The organism is Sorangium sp. So ce394 (genome assembly GCF_051474665.1).
GTDB lineage: Bacteria > Myxococcota_A > Polyangia > Polyangiales > Polyangiaceae > Sorangium > Sorangium cellulosum_D.
This window is the reverse complement of sequence record NZ_CP150339.1, coordinates 1,743,658-1,758,599: the sequence shown is the minus strand read 5'-3', so window position 1 is coordinate 1,758,599 and position 14,942 is coordinate 1,743,658. Positions and strand designations below refer to the sequence as shown.

11 protein-coding genes are annotated in these 14,942 nt (G+C 73.5%); 5 read left to right on the top strand and 6 right to left on the bottom strand.

Annotation, left to right across the window (positions count from 1 at the left end):
• Positions 1–8 precede the first annotated feature (8 nt).
• Positions 9–893, bottom strand: a complete 885-nt coding sequence (locus WMF33_RS06425) for a TatD family hydrolase (RefSeq protein WP_437318375.1) — start codon at positions 891–893, stop codon at positions 9–11.
• Positions 894–915: 22 nt separating this feature from the next.
• On the bottom strand, positions 916–1,758 hold the full coding sequence (locus WMF33_RS06420; RefSeq protein ID WP_437336303.1) for an EboA domain-containing protein: 843 nt from the start codon (positions 1,756–1,758) through the stop codon (positions 916–918).
• A 411-nt stretch (positions 1,759–2,169) separates the two neighbouring features.
• Here WMF33_RS06420 and WMF33_RS06415 point away from each other — a divergent pair, with 411 nt between their 5' ends.
• From WMF33_RS06415 to WMF33_RS06405, 3 genes are all read left to right on the top strand, one after another.
• Complete coding sequence (locus WMF33_RS06415; RefSeq protein WP_437336302.1) at positions 2,170–3,279, top strand: PQQ-dependent sugar dehydrogenase; 1,110 nt, start codon at positions 2,170–2,172, stop codon at positions 3,277–3,279.
• A 100-nt stretch (positions 3,280–3,379) separates the two neighbouring features.
• Positions 3,380–5,215, top strand: coding sequence for an MYXO-CTERM sorting domain-containing protein (locus WMF33_RS06410; RefSeq protein ID WP_437336301.1), 1,836 nt, complete (start codon positions 3,380–3,382; stop codon positions 5,213–5,215).
• Positions 5,216–5,359: 144 nt separating this feature from the next.
• Positions 5,360–6,121, top strand: coding sequence for a YdcF family protein (locus WMF33_RS06405; protein WP_437336300.1), 762 nt, complete (start codon positions 5,360–5,362; stop codon positions 6,119–6,121).
• Positions 6,122–6,133: 12 nt separating this feature from the next.
• Here WMF33_RS06405 and WMF33_RS06400 read toward each other — a convergent pair whose 3' ends face one another.
• The 3 genes from WMF33_RS06400 to WMF33_RS06390 all read right to left on the bottom strand — a co-directional run bounded on the left by WMF33_RS06400 (position 6,134) and on the right by WMF33_RS06390 (position 10,389).
• A complete protein-coding gene (locus WMF33_RS06400) occupies positions 6,134–7,258 on the bottom strand; it encodes a glycosyltransferase family 2 protein (protein ID WP_437336299.1) in 1,125 nt (374 codons plus the stop codon).
• A gap of 144 nt (positions 7,259–7,402) precedes the next feature.
• Positions 7,403–9,841: a peptidylprolyl isomerase gene (locus WMF33_RS06395; RefSeq protein WP_437336298.1), complete on the bottom strand. Its 2,439-nt coding sequence runs from the start codon at positions 9,839–9,841 to the stop codon at positions 7,403–7,405.
• A 2-nt stretch (positions 9,842–9,843) separates the two neighbouring features.
• Positions 9,844–10,389 (bottom strand): YdcF family protein, encoded by a 546-nt coding sequence (locus WMF33_RS06390; protein WP_437336297.1) that lies wholly within the window; start codon positions 10,387–10,389, stop codon positions 9,844–9,846.
• Positions 10,390–10,827: 438 nt separating this feature from the next.
• On the opposite strand from WMF33_RS06390, the gene WMF33_RS06385 reads away from it, so the two are divergent.
• Entirely contained in the window at positions 10,828–11,661 is an 834-nt protein-coding gene (locus WMF33_RS06385; RefSeq protein ID WP_020733205.1) for an MBL fold metallo-hydrolase, read from the top strand.
• A 93-nt stretch (positions 11,662–11,754) separates the two neighbouring features.
• Here the strand turns inward: WMF33_RS06385 and WMF33_RS06380 are convergent, their stop codons facing one another.
• Positions 11,755–12,582 carry a sigma-70 family RNA polymerase sigma factor gene (locus tag WMF33_RS06380; protein ID WP_061621450.1) on the bottom strand — a complete coding sequence of 276 codons (828 nt, stop codon included), beginning with the start codon at positions 12,580–12,582 and terminating at the stop codon, positions 11,755–11,757.
• A 476-nt stretch (positions 12,583–13,058) separates the two neighbouring features.
• Here WMF33_RS06380 and WMF33_RS06375 point away from each other — a divergent pair, with 476 nt between their 5' ends.
• The gene (locus WMF33_RS06375) at positions 13,059–14,942 is read left to right on the top strand and encodes a S41 family peptidase (protein ID WP_437336296.1); all 1,884 of its coding nucleotides are present in this window, start codon (positions 13,059–13,061) and stop codon (positions 14,940–14,942) included.

Sequence of the window (14,942 nt, the reverse complement as noted above, 5' to 3'; positions counted from 1 at the left end):
GCGCTCGGTCAGCCCTGCACGACAGGGGTTTGCCCGCGTAGGACCGAGTTGCCCTCGAACAGCGCGCGCTGGTCCACGGCGGGCGCCTCTCCGAACTCCGCGAGATCGAGCCGGCCGCTCTGGGCGAAGAAGGCGAGCGGGTTCTTCCAGACGATCCGCTGGATCACCTCGTCCGCGATCCCGTTCTCGCGCATCCGCGCCGCCGTCTTCGGCACCTTCAGGGGATCGCTCACGCCCCAGTCCGCCGCGCTGTTGATCAGGATCCGCTCCGCGCCGTATTTCTTGACCAGCGCGACCATCCGGTCCTCGTCCATCTTCGTGTTCGGATAGATCGAGTGGCCGGCCCAGCAGCCGGTCGCGAGCACGAGCGGCAGCGTCTCCTCGTTGTTGTGATCGACGAGCACGCGCTCTTCCGGGAACTTGAGCTCCCGCACCAGGGCGAGCGTCCGCTCGGTCCCCCGCTTCTTGTCGCGGTGAGGCGTGTGCACGAGGATGGGAAGATCGTGCGCGCGCGCGAGCTCGACCTGCAGGGCGAAGTACTTCTCTTCCTCGGGCGTCATGTCGTCGAACCCGATCTCGCCGACCGCGACCACGCCCTCCTTGTCGAGGTAGCGCGGCAAGAGATCGATGACGCCCTGCGCGACGCGCGGGTTGTTGGCCTCCTTGGGGTTGAGCGCCAGCGTGCAGAGGTGGCGGACGCCGAACTGGCTGGCCCGGAAGCGCTCCCAGCCGAGCAGGGACGCGAAATAGTCCTCGAACGTGCCGACGTGCGTCCTCGGCTGACCGAGCCAGAACGCGGGCTCGAGGACGGCGGCGATGCCGGCGTCGGCCATCGCCTGGTAGTCGTCCGTGGTCCGCGATGTCATGTGGATATGGGGATCGAATAGCTTCACTTGTCCCTCCGCCTCGCGTGCTTCACTCGGGGATGCGCGTCGCGCGCTCGTGCTCGTGCTCGTGCTTCGGCGTGAGCAGGCCGATGTCCGCCGGGACGCTCCGGCCGGCCGCCCTCCGCTCGCTCGCGAAGTCCTCTGCCATCCTGGCGAGCTCGCTCGTTCGCCGCCGCTCCAGCCCGACGATCCGCGCGAGCGCGACGCCCATGAACATGGCCTTGAGGACCATCTGGTTGAAATTGAGGTCCGGAAAATACGCCGCCGGGTAACGGTTCTCGCAGGCGATCGCCTCGAACACGGGCAGCTCGTTCGTGCGGCACGCGTCGACCGCGAGCGGCAGAGAGCGCTCCGCGCCGGTCACGAACGGCAGGGCCCGCAGGAGCGCTTGCCGTTCCCGGCTATCGCCCTGCTGATAGCAAGTCCAGAGCAGCGACTCGACCTCGATTTCGGGCAGGCGCCTCGACACGAGCGCGAGCAGGGTCACCCGGCCCAGCTCGTCCAGCCGCCAGTCCTCCGCCGCCCTGGACCCCAACGCCGCTTCCAGCGCGTCGCGCTCGTCTGCCTGAAGCGCGAGCGGCGCCTTGCCGAGCGCGCGCGCAGCGGCGGTGAACGTCGACAGGAACTGGTCGCGATCGAACCAGGTGGACGTCTCGCCGGCCACCGCACCAGGCGCCTCGCGCACGAGCCGGGCGCGCGCACCAATCCCGGTCACCTGCTCGACGCGTTTTCGCCAGGAGCCGGCCGCAGACGGAATCCGGCGTGACAGGATTTCGAGCAGCAGTAGGGAAGCGTCTTGCATTGTAGTTGCGTTCACCGTTCCCGGGTGGATGCGGAATCGCGACGTGCGACGTGCGAGATGCGGCGCCATGAGGTGGAAATTTATACCAATGGGCGCGTTGTTCGGATAGTCTCCTACGGCATGATGGACCAGAAGCGTTTCCTTTTGTCTTTCATGCCCATCGCGGCCGCCGTCGTCGGTCTGAGCTTCACCTTGAATGGGTGCGGGAGCGATGAAAATAGCGGATCAGGGGGCAGCGGAGGGGCCGGTCCTGGCGGAACCGGCACGGGCGGCGGCGCCACCACGGGGCCGGGCTCGGGGCCGGGCTCGGGCACGGGCTCGGGCACGGGCGCCACGACGGGCACGGACGCTTCCGCGACGGGCAGCGGAGGCGGTCCGGCGGCGACGACGAGCGGGACGGGGGGGTCGGGCGCCGGCGCGACGACCGGAACCGGCGCGGGCGGGAGTGGGACGATCGAGTGCGACGAGCCGGGCGGGACCGTGCCGCCGCTCAAGCTCACCGAGGTGGCGAGCGGCCTGCGTAGTCCCGTGTTCGTGACGAGCGAGCCCGAAGATGCCAGCCGGCTTTACGTGGTGGAGCAGGGCGGGACCATCCGGATCATCAGCGGAGGCGTGGTGCAGAGCACCCCGTTCCTCGATATCACCGCGCAGGTCCAGCAGATCCAGTACGACGAGGATGAGCGAGGTCTCCTCGGGCTCGCGTTCCACCCTGACTACGCGACCAACGGGCGGTTCTTCGTCTACCACAACACGAGGTCGAGGACGCTGGCCCTCCGCGAGTTCAAGCGTTCGGCGTCCAATCCGGACCAGGCGGACGCGGCGCAGGTCCGCGAGCTCTTCTCGTTCCCGGTGCTGGTCGGCAACCACAACGGCGGGATGCTCGCGTTCGGTCCCGATGGAATGCTCTACGTGGGCGTCGGCGACGGCGGCGGCGACACCTCGAATCCGGACCCGGACAACAACGGGCAGAACATCGAGGTGAAGTACGCGAAGATCCTCCGCGTCGACGTCGACAACCACCCGACGCCGCCGGCCGGCAACGTCGCCGGCGGAGACCCGTTCGTGTGGAATTACGGGCTGCGCAACCCGTGGCGCTTCAGCTTCGACCGCTGCCGGGGCGATCTCTACATCGGAGACGTCGGCGGCCGCCTGTTCGAGGAGATCAACGTCCAGCCGCGCGGCGAGGGCCACAAGAACTTCGGTTGGAGCGTCACCGAGGGAGACGTCTGCCTCCAGAGCGACCAGGGAATTCCGTGCACCTCGCCGATGATCACGCCGCCCGTCAAGCGCTATGATCACGACAACGGCGACGGCTCGGTCACCGGCGGCTACGTCTACCGCGGCAGCAAGATCCCGGCGCTCCGGGGCAAGTACCTGTACGGGGACTTCGCGTCGGACCGGGTGTGGATGTTCACCTGGCGGGACGGCGTCGCCACGCCCTCGAGCCCGACCGATCTCGGCACCCAGCTCAGCCAGGACCTCAACTCCGTGAGCACCATCGAGGGCCTCGCCTCGTTCGGCGAGGACGCCGCGGGCGAGCTCTACATCGTCTCTTACGGCGGCAAGATCTTCCGGATCGATCCGGAATAGGTCGTCCCGCGCCGCGAGGCCATCACGCCGTTCATCGTCGGTTCACGCTGTCCGAAGAGCAGCTTGCCAGATCTGGATCCGCGCTATGCAGAAGAAGTCGATGTTGGGGGTTGGTTGGGTGCTCGCGCTCGGGCTGCTGAGCGGCGGAGCAGCAGCCGGAATCGATGATCTCCAGGGGACCAAGGCGGGCGCGATGCCGCAGCCGAACAACCTCGGCACCGCCGAGCGCTGCGCTGGATGCCACCGCGCGGAAGGCCAGGACCCGCTGGATTACATGCCCACGGACACGTGGGCAGGCACCATGATGGCCAACGCGTGGCGCGATCCGGTCTTCAAGGCGTCGCTCACGATCGCCAACCAGGACGTGCCGGGGATCGGCACGTTCTGCTTGCGCTGCCACACGCCGGTCGGCTTCGTGAACGGGAGGGCGACGCCGCCGGACGGCTCCGGGCTCGACCCGAACGCCGCGTCCGACGGGAAGATCGTCGATGGCCAGGGCGTCAGCTGCAACGTGTGCCACCGCGCGAAGCCGACCCTCGGCGAGGACGATAAGCCGTCGTACCACCTCGGCAACGCGCAGCTCGTGTTCGACACCACGCCGGAGGCCGCCGGGTTCACCAGCACGCCCGTGATGTACGGGCCCTACGAGAACGTGGAGTCGAACTCCCACGTCGGCGAGCGGGACCCCATGCTCGCCGGCTCGCAGTTCTGCGGGCAATGCCACCAGGTCACGAACCCGGAGGTCATGCTCAGGAACGCGGACGGCACCGAGACGACGATCGAGTTTCCGCTCGATACGACCTTCGAGGAGTGGGCCTCCAGCGACTTCCGCGACGGCGGCGCGGACCCTCGGAGCTGCGTCGACTGCCACATGAAGAGGAAGACCGGGGAGCTGGCCGTGGCCGATCTCGGCCCGCTCCGCACCGATCCGCGCGACCACGTCATCGTCGGCGGCAACCACTGGGGCATCCAGGCGGTCATGGCGGCCGAGAAGGAGTACGTCGCGGAGCGCGAAGCGTCCTTCCAGCTCGCGCTCGACCGGACCCTCGAGAGCCTCGCGTCGGCCGCCTCGGTCACGCTCGTCGAGGCCCCCGGGGAAGCGAGGCCCGGCGACGAGATCACCGTCGCCGTCCGCGTCGAGAACCTCACCGGCCACAAGTTCCCGACCGGCTACGCCGAGAGCCGGCGCGCCTGGATCGCCGTGTTCCTCGTCGGCGAGGACGGCGTCGAGCGGCCGCTGCTCGGCGGCTACGACGCGGACACCGGCGAGATCCAGCACGAGCCGCCCACCCACGAGTACCGGGCCGTGCACGGGCGCTGGGACGGCGACGCGGGCGCGGGGGAGAAAGAGGAGCACCTCGCGCTCCACGACATGATCATCTCCGACACCCGCATCCCGCCGAAGGGCTTCGTGCCGTCGCAGAAGACCCAACCGACGCCGGAGATCGACTTCGGCGACGGGAACGGCGGATACCGCAACTACGACGAGGCGCGCTTCACGCTCACCGTCCCCGCCGGCGCCTTCGGCGCCCAGACGCTCTCGGCGCGCGTCTACTACCAGTCGATGACGAAGGAGTACATCGAGTTCCTGCGCTCCGAGAACGTCACGGACGACCTGGGAGAGCGGCTCCACGCCATCTACGAGGAGACCGGCGAGGCGCCGCCGATCCTCGTCGCGAGCGCCGACGCGTCGATCGATCTGGGGGAGGCGCCCGACAACACCGGCGGCGGCGACGCGAGCGGCGGCGGGGACGCCAGCGGCGGCGGCGGCGACAGCTCGACCGGCAGCGGCGGCCCGGACGGCGCCCGCGAGGCGGGCGGGTGCGGTTGCCGGACGCCCGAGGGCGGCCACGGCGGGTGGCTCCCCGCGGGCCTCGCCGGGCTCGCCCTCGCCTCCGCCGCAGCCCGGCGGCGGCGCGCGCACCGGCGGCGCTGAGCGCCGTCCGTCGCGAGCAGCAGCGCCGGGGCGGGCGCGTCGCGCGCGCCCGTCCCCCACCTTCGCGGCGCGCCCTTTTCGCTCGCCTCGCCCCCCGACGACAGCATAGATAAAGCGCCGAGCGCCTCCTCGGCGAGCCTCGCCGTGTCCATCTCCCGCCTCGTCGATCCGCTCCTCGTGCTCCTCGTCGTCGGGGGCATCGGCCTCGCGCTCTCCGGCGGCGGCTTTCCGTACCGCGCGCGCTGGTCGAAGGTCGGGCGGGCGCTCGCGTGGAGCGCCTGGCTCGCGCTGTGGCTCCTCTCGTTGCCCGCGGTCTCCAGCGCGATCTCGCGCCGGATGAGCACGGCGCCGCGGGACCTGCGGCCGGAGCTCGCCCAGAGCTCGCCCGAGCGGCGGGTCCTGATCGTCCTCACCGCCGGGATCGACGCCGACGAGTTCGGCACGCCCGCCCTGGAACGGCAGACGGCGGACGGCATCGAGCGCGGCCTCGGCGCCGCGCGGGTCTACCGCACCTACGGCTTCGGCCACGTCATCGTCTCGGGGCGGGACCTGCGGCGCGCGCCCACCGAGCTCGCCGGCGCGATGGCCGACCTGCTCGTCGAGCTGGGCGTGCCGAGGAAGAAGATCATCCTGGAGACCGAGTCGCGCGACACCCGGGAGAACGCGCTCCACTCCGCCCGGATCGCGCGCAGCCTCTCGCCCGACGCCGTGGTGCTCGTGACGAGCGCGCTCCACATGCCGCGCTCGCTCCGCATGTTCGAGCGCGCGGGCCTCGACGTCCTCCCGGCGCCGGTCAGGTTCCAGGCGCCGCCGCACGAGGGGCTGGGGCGGCTGCTCCCGTCGTCGCTCGCCCTCCTGCGATCGCACCGCGCCGCCCACGAGCTCGTGGGCCTGCTCGAGCCGTAGCCCGCGCCCGCGCTACCAGGTGACCTTCTGCGAGCCGCGGACGAAGCGCCAGAGGCCGACCACGGCCGCCGCGTTGAGGACCACGAACGTGCGCGCGAGCGCGCCGAGCTTGCCCGCGGCGCCCCCGAGCGCCGCGAGCAGGTAGAACGCCGCCTGGCCGCCGAACAGCGCGCGCGCCGCGTAGAGCGTCCACGACGCGTCGCCGCTCGCCTCGGCGCCGACCCAGGCGGCCGTCGACGTGAGCAGCAGCGCGACGAGCGCCCAGGGGCACACGAGGCGAAGCAGCTTGTGAGAGAAGATCTCGAACCAGGACGGGTTCCGGAACGGGACGAGCAGCGCCGGGAGCAGCGAGAAGAGCTGGTAGTTGCCGGCCAGCGTGCGCACCTTGCGGCCGAACTCGCGCTCGTCGCCGAAGGCGTCGTCGTACGCGATCGCGTCCTCTGCGAAGAGGATCGAGCGGCCCTCGAGCCGGAGCCGCATCGGCACCCACATGTCGTCGAGGATGACGCCCTCCGGGAGCTGGCTCATGTCGGCGCGGCGGATGGCGTAGATGGGGCCGGTCACCCCGACCATGCTCCTGAACCGCCCCTCCTGGAGGCGGATCCAGTTCTCGTAACGCCAGTACGCCCCCGAGCCCGCCGAGCCTTTCAGCACCAGGTTGCCGGAGACGCAGCCCGCGCCGGGATCGGCCAGGAGCCGCACGAGCGCGCGCAGCGCCCCGGGCACGAGCGGCTGGCGGACGTCCGTCATGAGCAGCACCTCGCCCGTCGCGACCCCGAGCATCGTGTTCACGCCGATCGGCTTGCCGCGCCGCGCCTCGCTGACGATCACCTTCACCCGGGGGTCGCGCTCCGAGAGCTGCTGGGCCACGCGCACCGTGTCGTCGGTCGACCCGTCCGAGTAGAGCAGGACCTCGAGCTTGTCCCTGGGATAGTCGAGCGCGAAGAGGCTCTCGACCTTCGCCGGCAGATACGACGCCGCGTTGTAGACGGGAATGCACGCCGTCACCGTGGGGACGTAGCTCGGGTCATCCTTCCGCTGCGCGGGCCAGAGGCGCGCCAGGATGCCGATAACGATCGGGTACCCGAAGTACGTGTACACGAGCACCGCGACGGCCAGGAAGGAGGCGATGACCACGCTACACTGTAAAGCGTCGGTCGGGGGCGCTTGTCAATTGACATGGAGGGACGCCGCCGAGCCCCAGCGGTTTGCGTTGCTCGCGCGTCGCACGCCGCTCGTCGCGTCGTCGCGCGTCGCGAGCGGGGCGCGCGCCGCGCGCGATCAGTCGCGCACCTTCACGCTCCGGATGACGTCCCCGTCCACGAGCGCAGCCCACGGCCCGGCGGCGACGCCGACCGCCGCGTACTGGCCGTCGAGGTGCGGCGCGCGCGCGTGCATGACGAAGAGCTGGCTCGATCCGGTGTCGCGGCCGGCGAGGGCCACGCCGACGCGCAGCGGCTCGAACGGGACCGGCGACGTCTCGCAGCGGAGCGCCGGCCTGCCGGGCGGACCTCCGGCGCCGTCGCCGAACGGAGCGCCGAACTGGGTGACGAAGCCCGGCACCACGCGGTGAACGATCTTGCCGTCGTAATAGCCGGAACGCGCGAGATCCACGAAGCGGGTCACCGCGACGGGCGCGAGCGCGGGGTCGAGCGTCATCGTGAGCTCGCCGGCGTCCGTGTCGAAGGTCAGCGCCGCCGGCGCGCGCGCGAGCGCGGCGGCCTCCGCCGGCAGCTCGCCGGTCGGCGGCGCGGCGGCCGGCCGCCCGGCGTCGCCCGGCGGCCCGGCGTCGCACGCGATCTTGCGGCCGCGGAGCACGCCGAGCGCCGTCCCCGCGCGCGCCCGCGTCGTGGGGTAGCTCGAGCGGCAGAGCTCCTCGAGCCGCGCCTCGGCCTGCTTGAGCGAGAGCGCCCCCGCCGCGTCGATGACCGCGCCGATCAGCTCCGGATCGTCGCGCACGCCGGGGCGGTCGAGGAGCGAGAGCAGCGCGCCCTCGATCGCGGGCGACGTGACCGCGGCGGGCGCGCCCTTGTCGTCGAGCCGCCGCTTGCGCTTCCGCTTCCCCTGCGCCGGCGCCTCCGACGCGCGCTGGGGCTGCCGCGCGATGACCTCCGCCGCGGCGGCGACGAGGCCCGGCTCCTCCGCGGCGAGCGCCTTCGCGAGCAGGTCGGGCGCGCCGTCGATCTCCTCGTGCGAGGCGATGAGGTCGATCGCGGCCTCCCGCGCGCGCAGATCGCCCGACCCGGCGTAGGCGCGGTACGCGGCGAGCCGCGCGCCCGTGATCGCCTCGCGGCCGATCACCTCGACGACCGCCCGGGCGCCGATCGAGCCGCGCACCGGCGCGGCGGCGTCCGGCTTGCTCCCCGGATCCGGCGGCGCCGTGACGTCGCAGCCGAGGAGCAGCGGATCGCGGTGGTTCGCGCCGGCGAGGAGCTTGGCCGCGCCGCAGCGGAGCCACGCGAGGCGGCGGAGGATCGCCGCGGGCGCGCTCGGCGGCGGCGGCAGGGCGGCGAGCTCGCGGAGCGGCTTGCGCGCGGCGCCCGCGGATCCGAGCGCGTCGAGGGCGGTGAGCAGCACGCCGAGGTCCTCGCCCACGAGGCCGGTGAGCGCGATGGGATCCGCGCTCGGGACGAGCGCGGGGAGCGCGTCGGCGAGGGCGCGCTGGCCGGGCGCGCCGAGCCGCTTGAGCGCGCGCGCGGCCTCGGCGCGCTCGCTCGGGGCGAACACGCCCTTCGTGCCGAGCACGCGCGCGAGCTCGGGGGCGGCCGCCTCCCCTGCCCGGCCGAGCGCGCGCACCGCGAAGAGCCGCGCGTCGCCCGCCTCCGCGAGCCGCGCGGCGGCGACGTCGCGGATGCGGGGGATGACCGTGAGCGGGACGTGCTCGAGCCGCCCGATCGGGTAGAGCGCCTCCGGGACCGGCGGGCTGGCCGCGCTGCCCGCGGCGAGGTTGAGCAGCGCGACGAGCGTCTCCTCGCGCAGCTTGAGCTTGCTCGCGGCGAGATCCCCGAGCGCGTACGCCGCGTGGATCGCGCGCTCGCGCGGCCCCTCGAGCCACGCGACGAGCGTCGGCTCCGACGCCTCGGCGCCGCACCGCCCGATGGCCCGGGCGAGCGCGCCGCCCGCGTCGAGCCGCGGCGCTCCCGCGGACGCGCCGGCGCTCGCGGACGCGCCGGCGTTCGCGGACGCGCCGGCGTTCGCGGACGCGGCGCCGCTCGCCGACGCGGCGGCGCTCGCGGACGCGGCGCTCGCGGACGCGGCGCCGCTCGCCGACGCGGCGGCGCCCGGCGCGGCCGCCTGAGCCGGGCGGGCGTCGCCGGCGAGCGCGCGCGCGACGAGCGCGGAGACCGTCTCCGCCTCGTGGCCCTTGCACGAGAACCCGAGGCCGTAGGCGGCCCACGCGACCACCTCGTCATCCTCGTCGGCGAGCGCGCGCGCGAGCCCGGGCAGCGCCGCGTCGCCGCCGATGCGCGCGAGCGCCCGCGCGGCGGCGCGCCGCACGTCGACGTCGCGGCTCTGCTGATCGGCGGCGCTCACCTCCAGGGCGGCGCGGCGCTGCTCCGCGGCGAGGAGGGCGTCGAGCCGCGCCTTCGCGCTGGCGCTCGGGGCCGGCGCCGCCGCGGAGCTCCCGGCGTCCGGCGCGGGGCCGGGCGCGGGCTGCTCGGTGCAGGCGGCGAGCGAGAGGAGCAGAGCGAGGAGCGGGGAGGGTCGCCTTCTCGGCATGATCACGTCTCACCCCGGCGCGCGCCGTCGAGCAGCCAGTCGGCGCTCTCGCAGAGGATCTGCCGGCGGCGCATCGCGCGCGCGTCGAGCCACATCGAGACCACCTCGTGACCGCGCAGCCACGCGCGCGCAACCATCGGAGCGCGCACGTGCGGCGATGGCAGCGCGCAGGCGTCGATCCCGACCTCGCGGAAGTTCTGGAGAGCCCTCGCCATGTGCCAGGGGCAGGTGACGATCGCCGCGCGCCGCGCGCCCATGCGGCGCAGGAGGGCCGCGCTGAAGATCGCGTTCTCGTGCGTCGTCAACGACCAGAGGTCCTGCAGGATGGCGCGGGCCGGGACGCCGGCGCGCAGCAGCTCGGCGGAGAGCACGCGCGCCTCGATCTGCGCGCCCCAGCGCCGCCCGCCGCTGGCGATCACCCACGGCGCGACGCCGTCGCGGTAGGCCTGCGCCGCGCGCGCCGCGCGGCGCGCGCCGGGGGCCGCCGGGCGCCCGGACGGGAGCATCCTGCAGCCGAGGACGACGATGGCGTCCGCGTGGAGCGGCATGCGCCCGACCATAGCCCATCGGCCGTGGCCGTCGCGCGTCTGCTGCGCGGGGCGTGCCCTGCCCTCCGGCCGCCAGGACGCCGCCGCGGCCTCCCGCCCCGCCGCGGCCTCCCGCCCCGCCGCGGCCTCCCGCCCCGCCGCCCGCGCCGCGGCCTCCCCCCGGCGCCGCCGCCGCCGCGGCCTCCCCCGCCCCGCCTGCGAGCCCCCGCGCCGCGGGCTCCATGCCGAGACGTGGCCGGCTTCCTGGCGCTTTTGCGGCCCGTCGCTGGGCTGCCGCCTACCCTGCAACTACATTGGCGCCGTGCCCCTGCTCCCCCGGCCAGGTCTCCACGTCTGCGACCTTCCTTGCTCCCGGTGCACCTGCCGGCTTGACGCTGCCCGCGCTCGGAATCTAATAGCTCTACCTTGAAACGGGCGGGGTTCAGCGAGCGAGGCAGGATGCGGATCAAGATGTGGGGGGTTCGCGGAAGCATCCCCACGCCCGGTGCAGGCACGGTCGAAGTCGGCGGCAACACGAGCTGCTACGAGATTCGTGCCGGCGAGACGCTGGTCATCCTCGATGGCGGGACGGGGCTCCGTCTCCTCGGCCAGGAGCTGGTCAAGGAGATGCCCTTCGAAGCCTGGATGTTCTTCAGTCACGTGCACTGGGATCACATCCAGGGCTTCCCGTTCTTCACGCCCGCGTTCGTGCGCGGGAACAAGATCCATCTCTACGGCGGCCTCAACGTCTCGCGGACGCTCGAGGAGACGCTCGCCGGGCAGATGGACTACCCGAGCTTCCCGGTGCACCTCACGGAGATGGGCGCGGCGATGACGTTCCGCGATCTCTACGAGGGCGAGGTGGTCACGATCGGCCCGAACGACGACGTGCGCGTGACCAACGCGCGCGGCAACCACCCGAACGGCGTCTACGCGTACCGCGTCGAGCACGAGGGGAAGGTCGTCGTGTACATCACCGACTCCGAGCACTACGCCATCGTGGATCCGAAGCTGAAGAAGCTCGCGATGGGCGCCGACGTGCTGATCTTCGACGCGATGTACACGCCCGAGGAGTACGCGGGCGAGGTGGGCGGCGGCCCGAAGACGGGCTGGGGTCACGCCACGTTCGTCGCGGGCTGCGAGCTCGCGAAGGCGGCGGGCGCCAAGCAGCTCGTCCTGCACCACCACGACCCCAACCAGACCGACGCGATGGTGCGCGAGAAGGAAATGCGCGCCCGCGAGCTCTTCCCGAACACCATCGCCGCGCGCGAAGGCACCGTCATCGAGATCTAGCGCGCCGCCCCGCCGGCCGTGGGGCGGGCGCCGCTCGGCGCTCTGGAGGAGGCGGCGTCGCTCGCCGCCCACCCCGAGCGCGCGCTCTCCGGATCACGCGCTCTTGGCCATCGGCTCGCGGGTGATCTCCTCGATGCGCGCGCGCATCCGCTTCTTCGCGCGCTCCTCGATCTGCCGCACGCGCTCCTTGCTGACGCCGAAGTCGGCGCCGAGCTGCTCGAGCGTCACGGGGCTGTCGGTCAGCCAGCGCTGGCTCATGATGCGGCGCTCGCGGGGCGACAGCTCGCTCACGACCTTCTGCAGCGCGCGCGAGAGCTGCTCGCGCTCGTCGGCGGCGCAGGCCTCCTCCTCGGGCGTGTGCGAGCTCGACGCGAGCCGCTCCATCGGGGCCACGCCGTCGTCGCTCGGAGAGCGCTCCAGGCTCACGTCGCGCGCCATGAGCAGCGGCAAGAGCTCGGCCGCCCGCTCCTCCGACAGGCCGCTCAGCTCCGCCAGCACCGCCGGGTCCTTCTCGTGCGTCTTGCGGTAGATGCGCAGCGCGCGGCGCTCGCTCTTCGACGAGCCGAGGCGCACGATCCGGTACCCGCGCGCCACGTGCTCGCGGATCTCCGCCCGGATCCAGTAGGCCGCGTAGGTCGCCAGGCGGCAGCCGCGGTCCGGATCGAAGCGCTCCGCCGCCTTCAGGAGACCGATGTTCCCCTCCTGGACGATGTCCTCCATCGGGAGCCCCCACCGGCGGTACTCGAGCGCGATCGTCATGACGAACGGCAGGCACGCCTCGATGAGGCGCCGGCCCGCGTCCCGGTCACCAGCGCGCCAGCGGAGCGCGAGCTCCCGCTCGGCCTCCGGGCTCAGGGTGGCGTAGTTCGCGAGCTCTGTACGATAAGCCGAGAATGCCGCACGATCCCAGGTGGTGCTCATGGTCTCTTTGTTCTCCGCCGCGCGCCGATCAAGGAGGACGCGGGTCGAGAGACCCTGCGAGCCGGTGGGCGGCACCAGGCCAGATGCAGGCGCGATGCCGGGATAAACCCTACGAAATCGCCTTTTTTTGCGCTGGAATGCGCAACGTGTTCGGATCCCCGGAGGGACGCGAAAGCTTTGCGGGAAAGCGGAGGAGCACGGATGCGCGGCGTTGAGCGCAGATCCACGGCGCGCGAGCGGCGAATGAGAACGGGATGTTGCGTCCAGGTTTCGGGCGCGGACCGGGCCGCCCGCGCGGAGGGCGTGGGCAGCGCCCGCAGGGCCGTCCGCGCGACGCGCGCGCCGATGACCGCGGTCGCCCCTGCCCACGCGACGCGCGCGCCGATGACCGCGGTCGCCCCTGCCCGCGCGGCCCGCGCGCCGATGACCGCGGTCGCCCCTGCCCGCGCGGCCCGCGTCGTGATATCCGGAGAGCAGTGAGGACACGCGTCGCGAGCTCCGTCGCGTGCATCGCCGCCTGCCTGGCGACGCTCGCCTTGCTCTCGCGCGAGGCGGAGACGCCCGCGGCGAAGGCGCGGCGCGGGCTCTCGCGGCCCCTGCTCCACGCCCTCGCGCCGGACGACGAGGAGATCGACGGCGTCGGCTGCGACCCGAACGCCCTCGACCGCGGCATCGCGGTGCCCACCGGGGCGCCGACCTCGCTCGGCTGCGAGCAGGCGCGCGCCATCGTCGCCCAGGCCCGCACCACGCTGGCCGCCCCGCCGCTCCGCATCGATCCCGCAAAGTTTGCCGAGGCGACGTCCGACTGGCTCGATCCGCACGGGCTGTGGTCGGTCGCGCCCGACGCGCCCGTGGGGGCGTCGCTGCGGCGGGAGGCCGCCGCGCTCCTCGCCGATCTGCAGGCGCCCGTGGGCAGCGGGCCGTGCTCGGCGGCGCTGCGCGTGGGCCAGGAGCTGTCCCGGTGGTCGCGCGAGCTCGACGGGGTCTTCGACGAGGGCTTCCGCCGCGGGCTGGCCCGCCCGCCCGCGACGGCCGCCGAGGCGTGGGCGCTGATCTCCGCGGCGCCGTTCGAGGACGGCGAGGTGACGCGGAGCGCCCGGGATCTCGCGCGCGAGCTCGGCCGGGAGGTCGGCGCGCTGCGCGCGCACTTCGGGGAGCCGCTCGCCCGCTACGCCGACGCCGTGCGCGAGCGCGCGGCGCCCTCGATGAGCGACGAGGGCTGGGCGCGCACGGTGATCGCGGCCGCGGTGCGCGCCTACGTGCCCCAGCTGGACGCCCACGGCGCCTGGGCGCCGCTCGAGGAGGAGGTCTCCATCTACGACCTCGATCTCGAGGCGCACCCGCCGGCCCGGCTCTGGCAGGAGATGACGCGCACCGCGATCGGGGTGCGCATCGATCGCGGCGCGCTCGCGCCGCTCGCGGACGGGGACGTGGTGATCCGGATCCAGGATCTTCCGATCTCCGGGATGAGCGTCGAGCAGGCCGAGCAGCTCGCCGTGCTTGCCGACGTGCGCCCCGGGACGACCGCGCGCGTGGCGCTGCTCCGGCGCGGCGCCGCGGCGCCGCTCGAGCTGAGCGTGGCGCCGCACCCGATCGGGCCGCAGCCCGCGGAGGCCGCGCCGGCGGAGCTGCCGCTCGATCTGGTGCGGTTCGGCGACGGCAAGGTCGCGGTGATCAGCATCCCCGACGTCCCCGACGACCTCGGGGACCGGGTCGCGGCGGCGCTCCACCGCGCGCGCGCGCAGGGCGACACGAGGGGCGTGATGCTCGACGTGCGCGCGAACGGCGGCGGCTCGACCGACGGGGCGATCGCCGCGCTGGGGCTGTTCCTGCCGGGCGTGCCGCTGTTCCCGATGCGGCGCCGCGACGGCGGCGTCGAGGTGGAGCGCTCGCCCGACGTGCCCACGGAGCGCGGGTGGAGCGGGCCGCTCGCGGTGCTCGTCGACGGCGACTCCGCGAGCGCGGCCGAGATGATCGCCGGCGCGCTCGGCAGCTACCGGCGCGGCGTGGTCATCGGCGATCGCACCTACGGCAAGGGGTGCGCCCAGGAGTACCTCGACGACGACGCCCACGTCGGCGTCCTGCGCCTCACCACGCTGCTCTACGCGCTGCCGGACGGCGCGCCGGTGCAGAAGGTCGGCATCGTGCCGCAGGTGCAGCTCTCGCTGCCGGCGACGAACGAGCGGGAGGCGCGCGTGGACCGGGCGCTCGGCCCGTGGCGCGGCCCCGACGTGCGCGATCTGCACCGCGTGCGCGAGGTGCCCTGGCCGGCGCACGCGGGGCGGGTGGGGCCCTGCCGCGACGAGACGATCTGCCGCGCGCTGCGGTCGCTCGGCGCCGCGCCGGCGGCGGCGCGCTGA

Coding starts and splice junctions, on each gene's coding strand:
- WMF33_RS06420 (WP_437336303.1), bottom strand. CDS start 1,758: ATGGCGCCGCATCTCGCACGTCGCACGTCGCGATTCCGCATCCACCCG.
- WMF33_RS06410 (WP_437336301.1), top strand. CDS start 3,380: ATGTTGGGGGTTGGTTGGGTGCTCGCGCTCGGGCTGCTGAGCGGCGGA.
- WMF33_RS06395 (WP_437336298.1), bottom strand. CDS start 9,841: ATGCCGAGAAGGCGACCCTCCCCGCTCCTCGCTCTGCTCCTCTCGCTC.
- WMF33_RS06390 (WP_437336297.1), bottom strand. CDS start 10,389: ATGCCGCTCCACGCGGACGCCATCGTCGTCCTCGGCTGCAGGATGCTC.
- WMF33_RS06385 (WP_020733205.1), top strand. CDS start 10,828: ATGCGGATCAAGATGTGGGGGGTTCGCGGAAGCATCCCCACGCCCGGT.
- WMF33_RS06380 (WP_061621450.1), bottom strand. CDS start 12,582: ATGAGCACCACCTGGGATCGTGCGGCATTCTCGGCTTATCGTACAGAG.